Raw genomic sequence first — 20,382 nt, forward strand, 5'->3', positions numbered from 1 at the left:
GGAAGCCTACCTCAAGATAAGATTTCCCCGAGGCTTTATGCCTCCTAAAGAGCCGTTGAAGACTACGACGTTGATAGGTTGGATGTGGAAGCATAGCGATATGTGAAGCTGACCAATACTAATTGCTCGTGAGGCTTGACTATACAACACCCAAACAGTTGGGATTGTATGCTCAATCGATTCAAATCCAATCAGTCAATTCAGACTGATCTTGATTTAGTTAACGCTAAACAATAAAATTCAGACCCAATAGCCAACCTGTTAATAACTCATTTGGAACAAAGTAAGGCATTACATGCGAAAGCAGAGTAACTAAGACCCGAACAAGTCCATAACAGTTGTGCTGGCGACCATAGCAAGAGTGAACCACCTGATCCCTTCCCGAACTCAGAAGTGAAACCTCTTCGCGCTGATGGTAGTGTGGGGTTACCCATGTGAGAGTAAGTCATCGCCAGCTCATTATTCGAACACCCTCAACTAGCGTTGGGGGTGTTTTTTTATGTGGAAAAGAAAATATTAAGAAGAATAATCACATTTTATTGTGTTTAAAATAACAATAAACCCATAATTAATAAAATGTTTTAGACTAATGTTGAATTTTTATTTTTTGTGTTTTGTGTGAAAGTTACACAATCTACTTGAATGGCAAAAGTGGACATGGATGACTGATAAAAATGAAAGTCTTCACTGTAAAAATTGCTATTCAAGCTTACTGAAACACAAACTCACAGGAGGTGAGGAATGGCACATCAAGCAATTAACGTGAATGATGTCATCGATCACGCAAAATTCAAACCATTTCATTTCAATGTCGTGGCATGGTGTCTACTGATCATTTTATTTGATGGCTATGACTTGGCAATTAATGGGGTCGTTTTACCCTTATTGATGGATGAGTGGGGCTTGAGTGCTGTTCAGGCGGGGATGCTCGCGAGTACTGCATTGGCAGGTATGATGTTTGGTGCGATGATTTTTGGTTCTTTGGCCGATAAAATTGGTCGTAAGAAAGTCATCATGATCTGTATCGTTCTGTTTAGTGGTTTAACCTTTGCAGGTGGCTTTGCTTCTAATCCAACTGAGTTTGCAATTTTACGTTTCTTAGCGGGTTTAGGCATTGGTGGTGTAATGCCAAACCTTGTGGCCTTAACTTCTGAATATGCACCTAAAACCATGCGTAGCACCTTAGTGACTACTATGTTTAGTGGTTATGCTATAGGTGGTGTAATGGCAGCCTTACTTGGCTCATGGTTTACCCCAAGTTTTGGCTGGGAAATCATGTTCTTTATTGCGGGTATCCCATTGTTTTTATTGCCTGTGATTTGGAAATTCTTGCCAGAATCTTTAACCTTTATTGTCAAAGAAAATAAGCAAGATCAAGCCCGTCCAATCGTAGCGCGTTTAGCACCAGATTTAAAAATTACCGAAGACACCACTTTTGAATTGTATCAGGTTGGTGTGCCTGAAGCTGCTAACGTGGTGAGCTTGTTCAAACGCGGTCGTGCAGTGAATACTTTATTGTTCTGGTTAGCGTTCTTTACTTGTCTATTAACCATGTATGCACTCAGCAGCTGGTTGCCAAAACTGATGATGGCGGCAGGCTATTCTATGGACAACAGCTTAATGTTCATGATGGTGATGAACGTAGGTGCAGTCGTTGGTATCGTGGGTGGTGGTATTTTAGCAGACCGTTTCCACTTAAAACCTGTATTGATGTTCTTGGGAATCATGGGTGCATTGGTGATGAGCCTCATGGGCTTCCAATCTAATCAATTCTTGCTTTACATCTTAGTATTCTTGGCGGGTGCAGCATCTATTGGTTCACAAATGTTGTTGTATAGCTATGTGGCACAATATTACCCACTTGCGGTACGCTCAACAGGTATTGGCTGGTCATCTGCCATTGGTCGTATGGGTGCGATTGTGGGTCCAATTTTAATTGGCGGCTTATTGGGTATGAATTTACCTGCACACTTCAACTTTATGGCAGTAGGTTTGCCAGTGTTGATCACTGCAATTGCGGTTGCCTTGATTATGAGTGAAGATGAAGCTGAGCAAATTAAAGCAGGCAAAGCAGTTGCTGCCAAAGCTTAAACTTGTAATGTGCTAAGTTCAAAAGTCCTCAACCTTGTTTGGGGACTTTTTGATTATGGGGTGTGTAAATAGAAAGTGATGATAGATAAAGTTATATACTCAAGACACAGATAAAAAGAAACCCCATCATCCTGACGGGGTTTCTTTGTATTTCGTGTTTAGGTATAACTCCTGTCGTACCTCACGATCCTGGTGCTCAAACCTATTATTGTTGTTTTCTGTTTGGGAAACATCCTGTCTCCTTATGCTTTAAAGAATACCGTAAGCTCAAAATACTGCCTAGCCTCATTTTGCTTCAGTGCATGTAAGCAAAAACTGACAAAGTGATGAATGATACTGACGCTGTTTTTGAGCAAACGATAAAATACCGAGCTTATTTTTGTCCATAAACAGGCGTATACTGATTGCGTGATTGGAGTAAATATGTCTGATTTAGCTGCAGCATCTCATGTTCAGTATGGTACTAAGCCGTTTAAAGCCATTCTTTTTTCGTTGTTTCTAGCGGGTTTCGCTTCTTTTTCGACCTTGTACTGTGTGCAACCGATGATGCCAATTTTGGCCGATTTTTTTACGGTTACACCAACCCAAAGTAGTTTCCCGCTGTCATTTTCTACTGTGGCTTTGGCGATAGGTTTGCTTTTCACAGGTTTTATTTCAGATCGTTTTGGGCGTAAACCTATTATGGTTTTGGCTTTATTTTTAGCTGCCATTTTATTAATTCTGAGTGCCTTACTTCCAATCTGGTCATTCTTTTTAACCACACGAATTTTTATTGGCATTGCTGTGAGTGGTGTAGCTGCGGTCGCCATGACCTATATTGGTGAAGAAATTCGACAGCAAGATATTGGTTTTGCTATGGGGCTGTATATTTCGGGTACGGCCATTGGTGGCATGGGTGGACGTTTAATTGCTGGGGTCTTGGTCGATTTTATATCTTGGCAAGCGGCAACCCTAATTATTGGTGGTTTGAATTTACTAATTGCAATCACCTTTTATATGTTACTTCCTGCATCGAAAAATTTTACAGCGTATCCGATTCGCTTCTCGCGGTTTAGAGATGCTTTTGTTGCCAATTTGGCAGACCGTAAATTAAGAATCCTGTTTTTACAGGGCTTTTTGCTGATGGGCTGTTTCGTCAGTGTTTTCAATTACATCAGCTATTATTTACTAGCTAAACCATTTGAGCTTTCCCAAGTTTGGATTGGGGTGATTTCAATTGCCTATTTGGCGGGTATTTATAGTTCACCGCGTGCGGCAAGCTGGGGCAATCGTATTGGACGTGAACGTGTGTTGCCTATGGTGATTGTCCTAATGTTGATCGCATTATGGTTGATGTCGATTGCACATTTAGCCGTCGTATTGGCTGCATTGGTGCTATTTACCTTTGCTTTTTTTGCCGCACATTCTACTGCCAGTAGTTGGGTGTCGATTCAAGCCCTGCAGTATCGTGCAGTGGGATCATCATTATATTTATTTAGTTACTACATGGGTTCGAGTTTGCTCGGTAGTGGTAGCGGTCTGATTTGGGAACAATGGGGCTGGTCTGGTCTGACATGGGTGATGACTGCAGTCTTGGGTGTGGCGCTTTATGGTGCGTGGCGTTTAAAGATTAAACCAACAGCGCTGCGATAAGCATTCAGGATTATTGCTTTAGGCTTATCCCTTTATGCTTTTCTTATTCAGATACCAACTTAGGATATAAAAATAGTTTGCTGATTTTGTGTGTTTTTTAATCAAGCAAGATGAATGGAATTCATGCTAAAATAGTCGGCTTTCATCTTTGATCGACTTTTGATCTTCCACTTCCCAGCCGAGAATTGCAAGCCATGTCTACTGCTTATACTGCTCAGACCGCACCCAAAGCGTTGTTTGATTACGACAAATATTGGGCGTCATGTTTTGAGCCTGCGCCATTTTTGCCGATGTCACGCGAAGAAATGGATCAGCTTGGTTGGGATGCCTGCGATTTTATTTTGGTTTGTGGTGATGCTTATATTGATCATCCCTCTTTTGTATCGGGCGTGATTGGTCGTGTGCTTGAGGCGCAGGGCTTTCGTGTCGGGATCATCGCCCAACCAGACTGGACCAATGTGGAATCTTTTCGGGTACTAGGGAAGCCGACCATTGCTTGGGGTGTTACCGCGGGCAATATGGACTCGATGATCAACCGCTATACTGCAGACCGTAAAATCCGTTCTGATGATGCTTATTCACCAGACAATCAGCCGAATAAACGTCCTGACCGTGCGGCTACGGTATATTGTCAGCGTTGTCGTGAAGCCTTTCCAGATGTGCCTGTTTTACTTGGCGGGATTGAAGGCTCGTTGCGTCGTATTGCACATTATGACTATTGGTCTGACAAAGTTCGTCGCTCAATTTTAATGGATTCTAAAGCCGACTTATTGATGTACGGCAATGGTGAGCGTTCGATTATTGAAGTGATGCACCGTTTGGCCAAAGGCGAAAAAATCCACGAAATTACAGATGTACGTGGTACAGCATTTATTATTAATAAACATAACCGCGCGTCTAAAGCCAAATTTGTTGAAATTGCATCTAATGATGTAGACAGCGTGGGCCGTGTTGATCCAATCATCAACCCTTATGTGATGACCGAAGATTTAGACGGTTGTGAGATTGAAAAAGACAAGGGCAACAACCTCGCGCAATATCAAAATTTCCAGAAAGATGTGGTCAGCAATCCAATTGTGCGTGAAGGTGATCAGCTAGATGCGGATACCCAGATTGTGCAATTGCACCCTGCTTCAAAAGCAATTAAACACAAATTACCCCCACGTGAATTGGCAGTGATTCGTTTGCCTTCTTTTGAGGAAGTGGTGAACGATCCTGTGCTGTATGCGCATGCTAACCGTATTTTGCATTTAGAAACTAACCCGGGCAATGCGCGTGCTTTGGTGCAAAAGCATGGTGAACGTGATGTGTGGTTGAATGCACCGCCTATTCCGTTGACTACGGAAGAAATGGACTATGTATTCGATTTACCGTATGCACGTTTGCCGCATCCATCTTATGGCAATGCACGTTTCCCTGCTTTTGATATGATCAAGTTTTCGGTCAATATCATGCGTGGTTGTTTTGGTGGCTGTACTTTCTGTTCGATTACCGAACACGAAGGCCGAATTATCCAAAACCGTTCTGAAGAATCCATTTTGCGTGAAGTGGAAAAAATTCGGGATACTGCACCTGGCTTTACCGGTATTATTTCAGACTTAGGTGGCCCGACTGCAAATATGTACCGTTTGCATTGTAAAGATCCTGAAATTGAAAAGAATTGTCGTAAACCTTCCTGTGTATTCCCGGGCGTATGTCAAAACTTACATACCGATCATGCGCCTTTAACACAGTTATATCGTAAAGCGCGTGAACTGAAAGGCATCAAAAAAATTCTGATTGGTTCAGGTTTGCGGTATGACTTGGCTGTGTTGAACCCTGAATATGTACGTGAATTGGTGACGCATCATGTGGGCGGTTATTTAAAAATTGCACCAGAGCATACCGAAAAAGGTCCATTATCTAAGATGATGAAACCTGGTATTGGTACCTATGACCGATTTAAACAAATGTTTGATCGTTTCAGTAAAGAGGCGGGCAAAGAGCAATATTTAATTCCGTATTTTATTGCTGCGCACCCAGGAACGACCGATTACGACATGATGAATTTGGCGTTGTGGCTGAAAAAGAATGGTTTCCGTGCCGATCAGGTGCAGACCTTCTATCCATCGCCAATGGCAACCGCTTCGACCATGTATTACACGGGTAAAAACCCACTGGCCAAAGTGGCGCGTTATACCGAAAATGTGGATATTGTCAAAGGCGAAAAACGTCGTCGTTTGCATAAAGCTTTCTTACGTTACCATGATCCAAACAACTGGCCGTTGTTGCGTGAAGCCTTAAAAGAAATGGGACGTGCAGATTTAATCGGAAACTCTAAACAGCACCTGATTCCAACCTATCAGCCGCAAGGCACAGATGGACAGTATCAAACGGCACGTAAGAAAAACTCGACTGTCGCGGGTGATTCACAAAAACGTACGGGGCAAAGTGGTAATCGTGCTCAGAACAGTAATCGTCCGAAGAAAGGGCAGATATTGACTCAGCACACAGGTTTGCCGCCACGTGAAACAGGTGAAAAACGTCCATTTTCACACAAAAAATCTAAGCCAAAATCGAAAGCTTAGTACTTGAAGTTAAGATCCATCAAAAGGCGCTGCAGCGCCTTTTTTGTTTGCTTTTCATTTCATCGGAATTGTCCGACAATCGAATCTGTTAAGCATTGCTTTGTTATTTTTTTGCATGCTATACAGTATTCGTATCTAATGATAAAAACACGCTTAGATGCTACAGCACTTAGACAAAAGGCGGGCTTGTGAAACAAAATTTCTGTTTCTATGATGGTTTTGTCAATGTTTCATGTAGTTTCTTAAATGGAACGTTTAAATATAAAAGCGTGTTATATACTGATTTGATGAAAAAATCGGCATGAAGCCGAAACAACTATAAAAATGATTTTAAGGATTGAATAATGACCATTTATATTTTGATTGGGGTTTTGATACTGATTTTCTTTCTCTTGATGGCGGTTAAGGGCTTGGAAAATAGAGAAAAACCTCAGGACAGTGCACTAAAGCAACGTGCAATTTTTAACTTAAATGAACAGCTGACGTATACACGTTTGCAGGAAATTTTACCTCAACATATCATCTTGGCGCATGTGTCTTTTGATGCCTTGCTGACCACGAAATTTTCACGTACTCGACATAAATACCGCAATATGATTGCCGATTTTGTGGTGTTGGATGCCAATCATCAAGTTGTTGCAATTGTGGCTTTAGATGATTTGTTGATGTTGAAACGTAGCCGCAATGCACAATACCAAGATGAATTGCTGCGTTTGGCGGGTTATAAAGTGCTGCGTTATGAAGATGTGCCTGAATATCACGAATTACGCGAAGCTTTTGGGCAGTCATCGTCATCTTATGCAGATTTAGATGATTTGGATACTGCCTTAAAGAAGTATGATTTTTTAGCGCATTCTGTACGCCATAAAGTGAAGGTATTAGGCTAAACGCTTGCCGCTAAAATCACTAGATAGACAACATGAATCAGCATGTCGCCATGACATGCTGATTTTTTTGGGTATGTTCCTGATCCAATCACATCTGTTATACGTTGGGTTGCTCTTCAGGTTTGACTGCAACCACAGTCATCTCAACTAAAACGTCAGGATGATATAACTTGGCTTCTACGCAGGTACGCGGTAAAGTTTGTATATCTGCCACCCAAGCATCCCAAACTTGATTCATTGCGGCATAATCGCGCTCAATGTCTTTTAGAAAAATCATTACCGACATGATGTGGCTTTTATCTGTACCCGCATCTGCCAATAAACGATCAATCAGGGCAAGTGTTTGTTGGGTTTGCCCCTCAATATCTTGTTGTGTGTCTTCTGCCAGTTGCCCTGCCAAATGGACTAAATTTCCCGAAATTGCAATTTCAGAATAACGTTTTTGGATATGTAGACGTTGAACAGCCATTGGGTGTGATCCTCGCGCCAAGCGATTGGGTATAAAAAGCGTGAGGTATTATAGAGGCAGGCAAGCACGTGGAAAATATGCAGGCAGCAGTCTACTTAAAATAAAAAGTAGTTGAATGGAAAATACGAGGAAAAGAGAGACGGTGTATCAAAGCGGCGAAGTGCCAAGCGCAGAGTTGTCCTGTAATCTTCGGATTTGATCGTCACGCCAATCACAGGACAAGTATGCCAAAAGTAATGGTGATTTTTGACATCTCAGCGTATGTACGGATAAATACATCGCGCGCATAGATTACTCTAAAAAGCACAACTGTGAAGGGTAAATTGTCTTATTTTTATTCTTTTGGCTGAAATTTATACAAAAATAGCTTTAGTATTCATCGGCAAGTATTGGCTAGGTATGTTTTATGTAGAGCGGGAAGTTTACCGCTTTAAAATCCGTGATATTTACGAGTCGTGATATTTACAGTAAAGACAGTTGTGCTTGTTCATCGGCAGAGCTGAGTTGATACAGACCGACCCCAATTAAACGGAATTGATCCTGTGCGGGAATATGCATTTCGTGAAGCAAAAGTTGCAGGACTTTTTCAAGATCGTTTTTGCTCTCAAGTGGCTGTTTAAAACTTTTGCTATGTTGTAAGACCTGAAAATTTTTGAGTTTCAATTTGGCCGATACGCCACGTGCAACATATTGTTTTTTCACTAAACTATGCCAAACCTGATCAATCAAGCTAGACCAGTAAGCTGCACATTCGGCTAAGTTTAAGTCATCATCAAAGGTGATTTCTTTGGAAATTTGCTGGCGCTCACGTTCTGCCTGCACAGGACGTTCATCAATCCCTTGGGCAAATAAAAACAGGCGTTTTCCATATTTGCCAAAATGATGAATCAACAGGTTTTCTTCAATGTGTTGCAAATCGCCTAAGGTATTTAAATTCAAGCTTTTTAATTTTTCCTGCGTGACTTTACCTACGCCTGGAATTTTCTTTAAGGGTAAGTCCTGAATAAACTGCTGCACTTGACTGGGTTTAATCACGCAAATGCCATTGGGTTTATGCCAGTCCGAAGCAATTTTGGCTAAAAATTTATTCGGTGCGACACCTGCCGAGGCCGTTAAACCTGTACTTTGAAAAATATCTGCCCGAATCCGCATTGCGACTTCAGTTGCGCTTGGAATACCTTGTAAATTTTCGGTGACATCTAAATAAGCTTCATCTAAAGACAAGGGTTCAATAAGTGGTGTATAACGCTGAAAAATCTGATGAATTTGTGCGGAAACCTCACGATAGAGCGCAAAATTAGGCTCGAGCACCACCACCTGCGGGCAGCGTTTGCGGGCTTGTGCCATCGACATGGCAGAACGTAAACCAAACTCACGCGCAGGGTAAGATGCCGCAGCAATCACAGCACGAGGATGATGCGAAGCAATCACCACAGGTAAATGCTGCAATTCAGGACGACTGCGCAGCTCAACAGAGGCATAAAAGGCATCCATATCAATATGAATGATTTTCCGCATGGCACAAACTAGATGAAGCGTTTAGATTTCAACAGTATCGCATGTTTAGGAAGTCGGTTGTAGCATCGGAGCAAGCGGATAAGGCGTGTTGCTATTCAGCAAAATCACCTGTGTCGATTGCTGTTCTGCATAGTCGATCAAACGCTGTAAACTCCGTGGGCTATGGTCGGCAATGCGGGGCAAAAACTCTAAAGGGCGCGCTAAAGGCTGGAAAAAATTATCCCAATGAATTGGAATCACGACACGAGGGCGCAACGTTTCCACAGTTTCATCTAAATAATGCTGTTGAAAAGCAACCGATTGTTTAGAGAGCTGTGCAATCCCTAAAAATAAAGTATCTACCTGCAAGTGTTGTAAGTGTTTAGAAATCGCGCCTGTACTGGCTTTGACTAAAATGTTCTGTTCAGGATGCTGAATGTAATAATCAAAACTGCCGCCTTCTTTAAATTCATAAAAACGGGCAGGTAAGGACAATGGTTGTTGAATTTGTTCACCTAAATCATTATTCACAGCGGTGGCAGGGGTATGCTGTGATGGAATAGCCGTAATCTTAAACTTTCCAATCTGTATTGGTTGGGCAGGATTGACAAGGCTTAATCGAGATTCAGGAATTGCGGCACCACGGGCAATGTTCAAACTACTTTCTGAACCGATGATTTGACTGTGTTTGAGTTGCTGCGCCAAAAATGGCAAATCTAGCGTGTGATCATAATGCGAATGGGTGATCAAAATCGCACGTGTGCGTTGTAATTGATGCTGTTGAATCAACTTGTGCAATAAGGCTGGTTGGCTGTCTAACTTGTTCCACATGACTTGTGCAAGAGAGGGGCGACTAAAAAATCCATCAATCAGAATTTGGTTTTCACCATCATCAAACAATAGGGTAGATACGCCAAAATAATGTACTTTTAAGTTGGCATTTGCGGTTTTTGTTGAATATTGCCATGCGGAAAATTGTTCTAGTTTGCCTGCGGGTTGTAATAGGTAAAGCAGTGCGAATCCTGCACAAATGCTGAGCGTAAGAGCAGCCCAAAGCAGCCCTTTCATAATTTTCATGACGGTACTTTTTTATTGTGATGCAGCTATCTTGTTATTTTTTCTGGTTCGGTTCAAGTCTTGTGGGTTGAATTGCGTTGTCTGTTAAAAAATGCTGCCATTGTTTGGTATTGCCATAAAAAACATTTAGGTCGACTGGGGTGTGAATACCTTTTATTTGACCCTGATTGGTATGTTGCCAAAATAACCATTTTGGCTGACCTGCCAGTTGTGGTTTACCCTGATATTCTCTGACCCAAAGTGGTGTTTGCTTAAAGCTTTCAGTTAATACCATATTGTAAAAGGCTTTAGATACATAAAAAATCGGTTGTTTTTCATAATGTTGATATAGCGCATCATGCATGATTTGAATTTCGCGCAGTAACTGTTCTTTGGTATAGGTATTGATGCAGTTGCTGTCATACTCCAAGTCAATTACAGGTGGCAAACTGTCGGATTTTTTTGGAACAGTCGCAATAAAGTTTTCTGCCTGAATTGCTCCATCACGGCATAAGCGATAAAAATGATAGGCGCCGACCAAAAAGCCATGTTCACGGGCTTTGAGCCAGTTATCCTGAAATTTACGGTCTTTAAAATCGCCCCCTTCGGTGGCTTTTAAATAGACAAAGGCATATTTTTGTGGGGAAATTTTATGCCACTGAACATCGCCTTGATGATGTGACACGTCAAATCCTTGAATCGGATATTCTTCGGTTGCCGCAGGTTGTTGGCGCAACACACCCAAATACAATAAAACCGCCAAAACAGCACTGCCAAGCATCGCAATGGTCATACGATAGTGCGGTGTAAAAGCTGAGTGTTTAGCTCGATTTGGTGGTTTGCGCATGTTGGAAAAGCTTCGCGGGGCAATGTCATATCATAACGCGCAGTGCGGTGTAGCACCATGCGCTTTCGGTAATGGCGTTTTAAACAGCCGTGTGTTTGGGGATACTCCAAAACACTAAAAATGCCAAAATATTTAATACACCCAAACAAATTAAAGTGGCATGAAAGGCACTGACTAACTGTTCTGCGCCGTAATAGGCACTAAACATATTCACCAAAGTACCTGCCAATGCCACGCCAATACTCATCGACAGCATCATAATCATTGATAAAAAACTATTGCCGCTGCTGGCATCTTGTTGAGGTAAATCTTTGAGCGTAAAGGTATTCATACCCACAAACTGCAATGAATTCAGAACCCCAAATATAAAAAAATGCAAGGCACGTAACCAAGTCGCAGTTTCAGCAGTGGTCAGCGCAAAACTAGCAATACACGCCCCGACCAATAACGTATTGGTCAGTAAAAACTGCCGATAGCCAAAACGTTGAATTAAAGGCCGAATAATTGGTTTAGATACCAAAGAACCGAGCACAGTCGGAATCATCATCAAACCCGTGAGAAACGGTTCAAAACCAAAAGCCACCTGTAGCATGATTGGCATGATAAAAGGCATGGCATTGCCCCCGAAGCGGGCAAAAAAGTTACCTAAAATACCAATGGCATATAAGGGATTTTTAAATAAATCGCTGCGAAATAAGGCATTTTGATGAGTATGGGCATGGCGGGCATAGCATGCTGCGGCAATACCGCCAGCCAAGATTAACGCTAAATTCCAAAGCAGATTATGTTGTGGGTTGGCAAAATTTTCGATGCCTAAAGATAAGCCCGCCATCGCCACAACTAATAGGATAAACCCGAGAAAATCAAAGTTTTTAACTTCAGTTTCAGTCACATTCGGCATGGCTTTAATACAAATCCAACAGCCCAAGATGCCCATAGGAATGTTGATCAGGAAAATCCAGTGCCACGTGGCGACTTCGACCAACCAGCCACCCAGAGTTGGGCCAATTAAGGGGCCAATCAACCCTGCCAGACTCATCAGGCTCATGGCAGATAAAAACTGGGTACGTGGAATGATTTTTAACATCGCCAAGCGCCCGACAGGCAAGAGCAATGCGCCACCAATACCTTGAATCACCCGATAAAACAGTAATTCATTCAGACTCGCTGCTGCAGCACAACCCAAAGAGGCAAGGGTAAAAATGATAATCGCTGCAAAATAGGTGTTGCGTACTCCAAAACGATCTGCCAACCATCCACTTAATGGAATACACGCTGCCACCGAGAGCACATACGCCACCACAACACTGTGCATCCGCAGCGGGTCTTCCTGCAGGCTATTCGCCATTGCAGGGATTGCTGTATTCACAATGGTGGTGTCGAGCGCCTGCATAAAAAAGCCAATTGAAACCAGAAATACCAAAAGACGGTATTCAGGATGCAGGGCTTGATGGGTCGGTGTTTGGTTCATAACTCGGCAAAATGGACATTTGGTCTAGTTTAAACCATTTTGCAATCTAGCGGACTGCATCTGCAAAAGTATGAAAAGTGTTTGAAAATTCAAGTAAATGCCATGAAATTGTCATCTATTTGTCACCGATTATTCACTTTGAGTTTGTAAGTTGGGTGCATTTAGAAAAATGATGAGTAATTTATGAAAACGAAAATTTCTGCATTAATGTTGGCTTTATTGTCTGTGGGGATGGTGGGCTGTAATGATAATAATGATCCTATTCCTGTAAAAGAAGAAGTTGTTGAAGCAACACCTACAACAATTAGTTTGGAGCGTTTAGGGGAATACGATGCACAAGTTTTTGGTGCGAGTGCTGCGGAAATTCCTGCTTATGATGCTGAAAGCAAACGTTTATTTGTAGTCAATGCGAAAAATGGCGTGGTCGATGTACTGGATTTAAGCAACCCAAGTGCACCTGTTAAGCTGAACAGCTTGGATGCCAAGACTCATTTGGCGAATTCTGAAGTCAATAGTGTTGCGGTACATCAAGGTATTGTCGCTTTAGCTGTTCAGGCAACACCTAAAACTGATAAAGGCATCGTGGCATTTTTTAAAGCCAAAGACCTGAGCTTTATCAGCAAAGTTGAAGTCGGTGCATTGCCTGATATGTTGACTTTTACTCCAGATGGCAAAAAAGTCTTGGTTGCCAATGAAGGTGAGCCAAATGAAGGTTATAAGATTGATCCAGAAGGTTCAATCAGTATTATTAATCTAACTGACATCAACAAGCCTACTGTAAAAACTGCAGATTTTCAGGCATGGAATACACGTAAGCAGGAATTGCTTGATGCGGGCGTGCGTATTTTTGGGCCAAATGCGACTGTCGCACAAGATTTAGAGCCTGAATATATTGCGGTGAGTGACGATGGTAAAACTGCTTGGGCAAGTCTACAAGAAAACAATGCTATTGCTGTGATTGATTTGATTCAAGACCAAGTGGTCGATATTTTCCCCTTGGGCTATAAAGACTTTGGCTTAGCTGCAAATGCTTTAGATGCTGGTGATCGTGATTGTGTTGTTGGTAAACAAGACTATAACGGTAAAACGATTACAGCCTGTGCTAAAAATGAGGGGATGATTAATATTCAAGCTTGGCCAGGCTTATACGGCATGTATATGCCAGATGCAATTGCGCAATATCAAGCCAATGGACAAAGCTACTTGGTCACTGCCAATGAAGGCGATGCGCGTGAATGGTTGGTTGATGAAGACTTATATTTTGGTACGGATGAAATAACTCAGGGTTATGCAGAAGAAATTCGTGTTAAACACTTATTCAATAATAAAGGCTTCAGTACCAATGGCGATTATGCAGCGCATTTACGTCTATTAAAGTCAGGGGTTAAAGGCGCAAAGCTTGATTCAAACGTATTTAAAGCATGTACCACTACAGATGCCAATGAAGTTTGTGCAGATAATTTAATTAAAGATTCACAATTGGGTCGTTTGACGATTACTTGGACGCAAGGTTACAAGAAAGATACAAATGGTGAGCCTGTGCTAGACAGCGATGGTTTCATGACCTATGACAAACTATATGCTTATGGTGGCCGCTCGTTCAGTATTGTAGATCCTAAAACCAAAAAAATTGTTTGGGACTCAAAAAATGACTTTGAACGTAAAGCTGCTGAATTATTTCCAGAATACTTTAATACCAATCATGAAAAATTAAGTATAGATGATCGTAGTGACAATAAAGGCCCTGAGCCTGAAGGCATTGCTTTAGGTAAAATTGGTCAAAAAACTTTTGCCTTTATTGGGTTGGAGCGTATGGGTGGCATTATGGTGTATGACATTACCCAGCCGACACAAGCATCTTTTGTTGAGTATTTTAATGATCGTAAGTTTGGTGAAACCCGTACATCTTTCGATGCAGAAGGTAATGAGGTTACCGTTGAAAATTCAAATCTCGGCCCCGAAGGTTTGATCTTTATTGCAGCCAAAGACTCGCCTAACGGCAAGCCACTGTTGGTTGTAGGTAATGAAGTCAGCGGAACTACTGCTGTGTACCAAATCAAACTCAACTAACAGCATTGCAAAATTAGAAATCTATTAAAGGGGGGCACTACGGTGCTCTCTTTTTTATGCTGTAAAACCAGTTTAAAACAGCGCATTAAAAAAGCGAGTCACCGACTCGCTTTCACTTTTATTGCTATTTCATGCACCTAAAGAAGTTCAACCTACAAAATGACGTGGAGAATCCAAATTCTTTAAGGCATTAATAATTTTGTGGGAGTGGTTACACACGATCAGTTTAGCGCGGTGCTGTGGTGGTAAAAAACCTTCGTGTACCGCATGATCTAATTGCTGAATCAGAGCATCATAAAAGCCATTCACATTATATAAAATCATCGGTTTTTGGTGCTGATTCAATTGCCCCCAAGTGGCAATTTCCAAAATTTCTTCAAAAGTACCCAAGCCACCTGGTAACGCCACAAAGGCACTGGCACGATCTGCCATCATCGCCTTACGCTCATGCATGCTTTTTACTACGTGTAATTCGGTTAAATTACTGTGGGCAATTTCATAATCCAGCATAAATTCAGGAATTACTCCCACCGCTTGCCCACCATGTTGCACAACGGTGTCAGCAACCAAACCCATTAATCCAATACTCGCGCCGCCGTAGACCATACCAAAGCCTTGCTCGGCTAGTTTTCTTGCCAGTTGTACTGCTTTTTCCTGATAAATCGGGTTATTGCCAGAGCGCGAACCACAGTACAGTGCCACTAAAGGTTGAGAGGTTTGAGGAGATGGATTATTGATATATTGGGTCATTCTTAATTCGCTATTCATTTATTTTCTTCACCATAGCATGTTCTTTTTGTTGGCTCTAGCTTAGTACTCAAATATGACAAACCCGTCAGTATGCAGTGTTCAATTTGCAAAGATTTGTGAAAGTGCTGCATTGGCGTGGATGATGTCGCAAAAAGGGGATGAATCTGAGCGCAAACTTTCCTATACTCAAAGCTTGTCTGACAACTATAGAATCGTCATGGACAGTGGCAGTAGTCGCACCGAACGAATATTTTTAAATTACATGCTGTGCCAACCAGAGCAAGCAAACTTATCTTTTCAGTGTCATCGCCGTGTGGCACGTTTGACCCATGATATTCAGGAGAAGAGCGCATGATCTTTGAATGGATGTCTGACCCCGCTGCGTGGGTTGGGTTATTGACCCTGATCGTACTCGAAATTGTATTAGGCATTGATAACTTGGTGTTTATTGCCATTTTGGCAGAAAAGTTACCGCCAGAACAACGCAATACGGCACGGGTGGTGGGCTTGCTTCTCGCCTTGGGGATGCGCCTGATTTTACTCGCCTCTATCGCGTGGGTCGTCACTCTGACCCAACCACTGTTTCATATTTTTGAACATCCTTTCTCTGGACGTGACCTGATTTTACTGTTTGGTGGTGTGTTCCTGTTGTTTAAAGGCACCATGGAACTGCGCGAACGCATTGAAGGCAAACCAGCACTAAAAGAAGAAAACCCTGTGCACGCGACTTTCTGGATGGTGATTGTGCAGATTGTGGTGCTAGATGCGGTGTTCTCACTCGACAGCGTGATTACCGCTGTGGGCATGGTGCAGCATTTATCGGTCATGATGATTGCGGTGATTATCGCCATTGGCATTATGTTGTGGGCCTCTAAAGCGCTCATGGACTTTGTCAATAAGCATCCTACCGTGGTGATTCTATGCCTGTGCTTCCTGATGATGATTGGTTTCTCATTGGTGGTGGAAGGCTTTGGCTATCACATTCCAAAAGGCTATTTATATGCCGCCATCGGCTTCTCGGTGATGATTGAATTCCTGAACCAAACCATCCGCAGAAATCAGGAAAAAACCGTGACCACCACCGATTTACGCTACCGTACTGCTTCGGCTGTGATGCGGATGTTAGGTGGCAAAAGTCAAAATACGACAGAAAGCAGTCATATCAACGAAGATGTTTTGGCTACCCGCGCCTTTGCTGATGAAGTCTTTGATGCTGAAAATGGCGTCTATCACAGCGTGATGGTACAAGGAGTGTTGGGCTTATCTGAGCGTCCTGTAAAATCGGTGATGACGCCACGTCCTGAACTGGAATGGATTGATTTAGACGAAGATGATGCCTCAATTCGCAGCCAATTATTAAGTATGACCCATTCACGAGTGATTGTGGCACGTGGTGAACTGGACAATATCTCAGGCATTGTCTTAACCCATAAAGTCATGAATCAATACATTGAAACAGGTGTACTGGACTTTGAAACACATTTGCGTGAACCCGTGATTGTGCATGAAAATGCCCAAGTTTTGATGGTGATGGAGCAATTGCGTCAAGCACCGCTGCAAATGGCGATTGTGCTGAATGAATATGGCTCGATTGAAGGCGTTGCCACACCTATTGATATTCTGGAAGCAATTGCAGGCGAATTCCCTGATGAAGATGCTCTCGAAGCCAGTGCTGAAAGTTTGGAAGATGGCACATTATTGCTAGATGGTTCCATCGACATTCGCCACGTATCTTTATTGTTGGGGCGTGATTTGGTGGATGAAAGCGAGCAATATTCAACTTTATCTGGCTATATTTTATTCCATTTGGGACGTTTGCCTGAAAACGGTGAAAAGCTGCTTTCCGATGGTTATGTTTTTGAAATTGTGACCATGGATGGACATAAAATTGAAAAAGTGCATTTGATTCAGCAGGAATCTTCAAGCGCATCATAAACTGAGTGCCAAACTGTATTTCAGTCTTGTGCTTCCGCTAAAATAGCCTGCATTGTCAGGCTGTTTTGGGTCTGTTGACATTGCATAAATGGCTTGCGCTGTAGGCTAAAACTGAGCAGATCAGGCATGAAACGCAGGGAATAGTGGGTCTATTGCCAAGTTTCATAACGCAATCTGAGAAAGTTTTAGCCCCAGCCTTTCAGGACGAGCATATTTTTTGCTGCTATTGCGTTATGAGTCAGTCATTTAGAATGACTAAATTTCCTGCCTCATGCCTTATATCAGCTAAAAAAATGCGTTGTCGCAAACATAGACGAATCGTCAACAGACCCTATTATTGATTTGAATTTTTGGAATTTTTTATGAATCACTTGGCATGTCCGTGCGGGCAGGGCGATTATCAACACTGCTGCCAACCTTTACACGTGGGGCAGGCACATGCAGAAACTGCAAGCCAACTCATGCGTTCACGCTATAGTGCTTTTGCCTTACAACAAATTGATTATATTGTGCAAACCACTGCGCTAGGACAACAGGCAAGTCTGGATGTTGATGCAATTGCAGATTGGAGCAAGTCGAATCAATGGTTAAAGCTCGAAGTGCTGAATAGCAATGAAAAGCTAGATAAAAGCCATGCCCAAGTTGAATTTAAAGCCCATTACCACGATGCCAAGCAGACGCAAATTCACCATGAAATTTCCCATTTTGTGCAACATCAGGCCCGTTGGTATTTTCTAGATCCGACCACAGGGCAACAGCCGACTATGAAACAGCCGTGTATTTGTGGTTCGGGTAAAAAATTTAAGCAATGTTGTGCGCAATTTTTATAACTTTATCTTGGTTTTTCGCTTATTATAACGCGCATCTATTGGCCTAGTGAAAGAAGGGCAAGTCCATGTTGTTGTTGGTCATTTACTTAATCGCGATTACCGCAGAAGCGATGACAGGCGCATTGTCTGCAGGGCGTCGTAGCATGGATTGGTTTGGTGTCACCTTAATTGCCTGTGTCACCGCATTGGGTGGTGGTTCGGTGCGAGATGTGTTATTAGGGCATTATCCACTGACTTGGGTCAAGCATCCTGAATATTTGGTGCTGACCTGTATTGCAGCTTTTATCACCATTTTAATTGCCAAATGGATGCGTCATTTACGTTCCATTTTCTTGGTGCTCGATGCTTTAGGCTTAATTGGCTTCACTATTATTGGTTGTCAAATTGCTTTGGAAATGGGGCATGGCTTTGTGGTGTCTGCCGTTGCAGGCGTCTTAACAGGTGTGTCAGGTGGGATTCTGCGTGATATTCTGTGTAACGATGTGCCTTTAGTGTTCCGCCGTGAGCTATATGCCAGTATTTCTTTTGTGTCCGTGATTTGCTATTGGTTGTGTATCGAAATCGGTTTGTCGCTTGAATTGACCGTGATCTCAACACTTGTTTTTGGTTTTACTTTGCGTTTGATTGCGATTTATTTTGGCTTAGAAATGCCTAAATTTATTTATCAGGACGATGATGAACATTCAGCATCCTCTAAAGATGAAACCTAATTGGTTATAAGAATTGTATTGAATATCTAAATAGAAGCGAACCGATCACCAGATCGGTTTTTTAATGCTATCCACATCCTGTCAATTCATAGTATAAAAATACAACAGCAGTTGTGTTTTAGCCCATATCCTTTTAGCCAACTTAAAGAGTGTGTTATGGATTTAGTTTCGCGTGTGCAACGTCTACCCATTGGAAAATTCCACTATAGCCTACTGGTGGTGATTGGTCTGGGCTGGATGTTTGATGCCATGGATACAGGACTGATCTCCTTTATTTTGGCAAAAATGGCAGAAGACTGGAGCATGACCCCTGCCGAAAAAGGCATGGTGGTGTCGATTGGTTTTGTCGGAATGGCCATTGGGGCAGTCTTTTCAGGTGGTCTGGCCGATAAAATTGGACGTAAAACTGTATTTGCCACCACCTTGGTGATTTACAGTCTAGCTACTGCCGCTTGTGCCTTTGCACCGAATTTAACTTGGTTACTGGTCTTTCGCTTTATTGTCGGTTTAGGTTTGGGCGGGCAGCTTCCCGTAGCGGTGACGTTGGTCAGTGAATACATTCCTGCGCATGTGCGTGGGCGCTTTATTGTATTGCTGGAAAGTTTTTGGGGCTTGGGGTGGTTATGTGCGGCATTGGTTTCTTATTTTGTGATTCCAAAATTTGATTGGCATACAGCATTTTTAATCGGTGGTTTGCCTGCCTTATATGCCTTGGTTATCTGGAAAAAAGTCCCTGAATCTATCCCATATCTGATCAATCGTGGTCGTATTGCCGAAGCACATGCACTGGTACAAAAGTTTGAGCGTCAATGTGGGGTAGAAGTCATTGAACAGATTGAAGTTCAGCCTGTTGCCGCTAAACAGCATATCTCTTTTACCCAACTGTGGTCGGGGCCATTTGCACGCCGTAGTTTAATGCTGTGGCTGATTTGGTTTGGCATTGTCTATTCCTATTATGGCATTTTCACTTGGTTGCCTAGTCTGTTGGTGCAGCAAGGCTACAGCATCGTACAGTCATTTGAATATGTGTTGGGCATGATTTTGGCGCAATTACCCGGTTATATTGCAGCTGCTTGGCTGGTCGAAAAATTAGGGCGCAAAGCCACACTAGCTGGTTTTATTGGCATGTGTGCCGTATCGGCTTATTTCTTTGGTCAGGCCGACAGTGTAGCGATGATCATGTTCTGGGGTTGTTTGATGTCGTTCTTCAACTTGGGCGCATGGGGTGTGCTATACACTTATACTCCTGAACAATATCCAACCAATATTCGTGCTTTTGGTTCAGGTTGGGCCTCGGCGATTGGGCGTATGGGCGGTATTATCGCCCCAATGGTGGTCACACACATGATGGTCATGCAAAATGGCTTTAGTTATGTCTTTATGATGTTTACAGCGGTTTTATTGGCCGTTGCTTTGGTGATTGTGGTGTTGGGTGAAGAAACCAAAGGCAGAACTTTAGAGTCGATAGGTTTGTAAAATAACCACCAGCCATCGTATATTTTGCATTGCTGTTTTTTATAAAATGAATATTTTTACGGCATAAGACACAAATTGTCGCAGAGCATCCTTA

At 42.4% G+C, this 20,382-nt stretch carries 16 protein-coding genes and 2 rRNA genes; 12 read left to right on the plus strand and 6 right to left on the minus strand.

Translation table 11 applies throughout. The annotated features are described in order from the left end of the window. The 6 genes from E0H79_RS11370 to E0H79_RS11395 form a co-directional block, all read left to right on the plus strand. Positions 1 to 143: ribosomal RNA gene (locus tag E0H79_RS11370) — 23S ribosomal RNA — on the plus strand; the annotation flags it as partial. Positions 144 to 342: 199 nt separating this feature from the next. Continuing rightward, positions 343 to 457 (plus strand): 5S ribosomal RNA (gene rrf, locus E0H79_RS11375). Between the two features lie 284 nt (positions 458 to 741). Then, positions 742 to 2,091, plus strand: a complete 1,350-nt coding sequence (locus E0H79_RS11380; RefSeq protein WP_131261664.1) for an MFS transporter — start codon at positions 742 to 744, stop codon at positions 2,089 to 2,091. 423 nt (positions 2,092 to 2,514) lie between these two features. Beyond that, positions 2,515 to 3,723 carry an MFS transporter gene (locus E0H79_RS11385; RefSeq protein WP_131261665.1) on the plus strand — a complete coding sequence of 403 codons (1,209 nt, stop codon included), beginning with the start codon at positions 2,515 to 2,517 and terminating at the stop codon, positions 3,721 to 3,723. Positions 3,724 to 3,917: 194 nt separating this feature from the next. Then, positions 3,918 to 6,290, plus strand: a complete 2,373-nt coding sequence (locus tag E0H79_RS11390; protein ID WP_131261666.1) for a YgiQ family radical SAM protein — start codon at positions 3,918 to 3,920, stop codon at positions 6,288 to 6,290. Positions 6,291 to 6,634: 344 nt separating this feature from the next. Further along, on the plus strand, positions 6,635 to 7,177 hold the full coding sequence (locus E0H79_RS11395) for a DUF2726 domain-containing protein (protein ID WP_131261667.1): 543 nt from the start codon (positions 6,635 to 6,637) through the stop codon (positions 7,175 to 7,177). A 97-nt stretch (positions 7,178 to 7,274) separates the two neighbouring features. On the opposite strand, the gene E0H79_RS11400 is transcribed toward E0H79_RS11395, so the two are convergent. The 5 genes from E0H79_RS11400 to mdtD form a co-directional block, all read right to left on the minus strand. Beyond that, a complete protein-coding gene (locus tag E0H79_RS11400) occupies positions 7,275 to 7,646 on the minus strand; it encodes a RidA family protein (RefSeq protein WP_104852890.1) in 372 nt (123 codons plus the stop codon). A 462-nt stretch (positions 7,647 to 8,108) separates the two neighbouring features. Next, on the minus strand, positions 8,109 to 9,164 hold the full coding sequence (gene dinB, locus E0H79_RS11405; protein ID WP_096902254.1) for a DNA polymerase IV: 1,056 nt from the start codon (positions 9,162 to 9,164) through the stop codon (positions 8,109 to 8,111). Between the two features lie 45 nt (positions 9,165 to 9,209). Beyond that, positions 9,210 to 10,220: an MBL fold metallo-hydrolase gene (locus tag E0H79_RS11410; protein WP_131261668.1), complete on the minus strand. Its 1,011-nt coding sequence runs from the start codon at positions 10,218 to 10,220 to the stop codon at positions 9,210 to 9,212. A 34-nt stretch (positions 10,221 to 10,254) separates the two neighbouring features. Continuing rightward, complete coding sequence (locus tag E0H79_RS11415; RefSeq protein ID WP_368779695.1) at positions 10,255 to 10,992, minus strand: GH25 family lysozyme; 738 nt, start codon at positions 10,990 to 10,992, stop codon at positions 10,255 to 10,257. A 133-nt stretch (positions 10,993 to 11,125) separates the two neighbouring features. Continuing rightward, complete coding sequence (gene mdtD, locus E0H79_RS11420; RefSeq protein ID WP_131261669.1) at positions 11,126 to 12,517, minus strand: multidrug transporter subunit MdtD; 1,392 nt, start codon at positions 12,515 to 12,517, stop codon at positions 11,126 to 11,128. A 183-nt stretch (positions 12,518 to 12,700) separates the two neighbouring features. On the opposite strand from mdtD, the gene E0H79_RS11425 reads away from it, so the two are divergent. After that, a complete protein-coding gene (locus E0H79_RS11425) occupies positions 12,701 to 14,587 on the plus strand; it encodes a choice-of-anchor I family protein (protein ID WP_131261670.1) in 1,887 nt (628 codons plus the stop codon). Positions 14,588 to 14,734: 147 nt separating this feature from the next. Here the strand turns inward: E0H79_RS11425 and E0H79_RS11430 are convergent, their stop codons facing one another. Next, the gene (locus E0H79_RS11430; protein WP_096902251.1) at positions 14,735 to 15,355 is read right to left on the minus strand and encodes a TIGR00730 family Rossman fold protein; all 621 of its coding nucleotides are present in this window, start codon (positions 15,353 to 15,355) and stop codon (positions 14,735 to 14,737) included. A gap of 124 nt (positions 15,356 to 15,479) precedes the next feature. Between E0H79_RS11430 and E0H79_RS11435 the strand changes: the two genes are divergently transcribed. From E0H79_RS11435 to E0H79_RS11455, 5 genes are all read left to right on the plus strand, one after another. After that, positions 15,480 to 15,692 carry a hypothetical protein gene (locus E0H79_RS11435; protein ID WP_165492541.1) on the plus strand — a complete coding sequence of 71 codons (213 nt, stop codon included), beginning with the start codon at positions 15,480 to 15,482 and terminating at the stop codon, positions 15,690 to 15,692. Continuing rightward, on the plus strand, positions 15,689 to 17,272 hold the full coding sequence (locus E0H79_RS11440) for a TerC family protein (RefSeq protein ID WP_004975629.1): 1,584 nt from the start codon (positions 15,689 to 15,691) through the stop codon (positions 17,270 to 17,272). Before E0H79_RS11435 ends, E0H79_RS11440 begins: the two co-directional genes overlap by 4 nt. Positions 17,273 to 17,634: 362 nt before the next feature. Beyond that, a complete protein-coding gene (locus E0H79_RS11445; protein ID WP_131261672.1) occupies positions 17,635 to 18,102 on the plus strand; it encodes a YchJ family protein in 468 nt (155 codons plus the stop codon). A 65-nt stretch (positions 18,103 to 18,167) separates the two neighbouring features. Beyond that, entirely contained in the window at positions 18,168 to 18,812 is a 645-nt protein-coding gene (locus E0H79_RS11450; RefSeq protein WP_004975638.1) for a trimeric intracellular cation channel family protein, read from the plus strand. 156 nt (positions 18,813 to 18,968) lie between these two features. Further along, positions 18,969 to 20,288, plus strand: coding sequence for an MFS transporter (locus E0H79_RS11455; protein WP_104852902.1), 1,320 nt, complete (start codon positions 18,969 to 18,971; stop codon positions 20,286 to 20,288). Positions 20,289 to 20,382 lie beyond the last annotated feature (94 nt).

The organism is Acinetobacter sp. ANC 5045, assembly GCF_004331005.1.
Lineage (GTDB): Bacteria > Pseudomonadota > Gammaproteobacteria > Pseudomonadales > Moraxellaceae > Acinetobacter > Acinetobacter towneri.

What these genes read in the sequence shown, in the direction of transcription:
- E0H79_RS11380 (WP_131261664.1), top strand. Translation starts at nt 742, where the DNA reads ATGGCACATCAAGCAATTAACGTGAATGATGTCATCGATCACGCAAAA.
- E0H79_RS11385 (WP_131261665.1), top strand. Translation starts at nt 2,515, where the DNA reads ATGTCTGATTTAGCTGCAGCATCTCATGTTCAGTATGGTACTAAGCCG.
- E0H79_RS11390 (WP_131261666.1), top strand. Translation starts at nt 3,918, where the DNA reads ATGTCTACTGCTTATACTGCTCAGACCGCACCCAAAGCGTTGTTTGAT.
- E0H79_RS11395 (WP_131261667.1), top strand. Translation starts at nt 6,635, where the DNA reads ATGACCATTTATATTTTGATTGGGGTTTTGATACTGATTTTCTTTCTC.
- E0H79_RS11400 (WP_104852890.1), bottom strand. Translation starts at nt 7,646, where the DNA reads ATGGCTGTTCAACGTCTACATATCCAAAAACGTTATTCTGAAATTGCA.
- dinB (WP_096902254.1), bottom strand. Translation starts at nt 9,164, where the DNA reads ATGCGGAAAATCATTCATATTGATATGGATGCCTTTTATGCCTCTGTT.
- E0H79_RS11410 (WP_131261668.1), bottom strand. Translation starts at nt 10,220, where the DNA reads ATGAAAATTATGAAAGGGCTGCTTTGGGCTGCTCTTACGCTCAGCATT.
- E0H79_RS11415 (WP_368779695.1), bottom strand. Translation starts at nt 10,992, where the DNA reads ATGACCATTGCGATGCTTGGCAGTGCTGTTTTGGCGGTTTTATTGTAT.
- mdtD (WP_131261669.1), bottom strand. Translation starts at nt 12,517, where the DNA reads ATGAACCAAACACCGACCCATCAAGCCCTGCATCCTGAATACCGTCTT.
- E0H79_RS11425 (WP_131261670.1), top strand. Translation starts at nt 12,701, where the DNA reads ATGAAAACGAAAATTTCTGCATTAATGTTGGCTTTATTGTCTGTGGGG.
- E0H79_RS11430 (WP_096902251.1), bottom strand. Translation starts at nt 15,355, where the DNA reads ATGAATAGCGAATTAAGAATGACCCAATATATCAATAATCCATCTCCT.
- E0H79_RS11435 (WP_165492541.1), top strand. Translation starts at nt 15,480, where the DNA reads ATGTCGCAAAAAGGGGATGAATCTGAGCGCAAACTTTCCTATACTCAA.
- E0H79_RS11440 (WP_004975629.1), top strand. Translation starts at nt 15,689, where the DNA reads ATGATCTTTGAATGGATGTCTGACCCCGCTGCGTGGGTTGGGTTATTG.
- E0H79_RS11445 (WP_131261672.1), top strand. Translation starts at nt 17,635, where the DNA reads ATGAATCACTTGGCATGTCCGTGCGGGCAGGGCGATTATCAACACTGC.
- E0H79_RS11450 (WP_004975638.1), top strand. Translation starts at nt 18,168, where the DNA reads ATGTTGTTGTTGGTCATTTACTTAATCGCGATTACCGCAGAAGCGATG.
- E0H79_RS11455 (WP_104852902.1), top strand. Translation starts at nt 18,969, where the DNA reads ATGGATTTAGTTTCGCGTGTGCAACGTCTACCCATTGGAAAATTCCAC.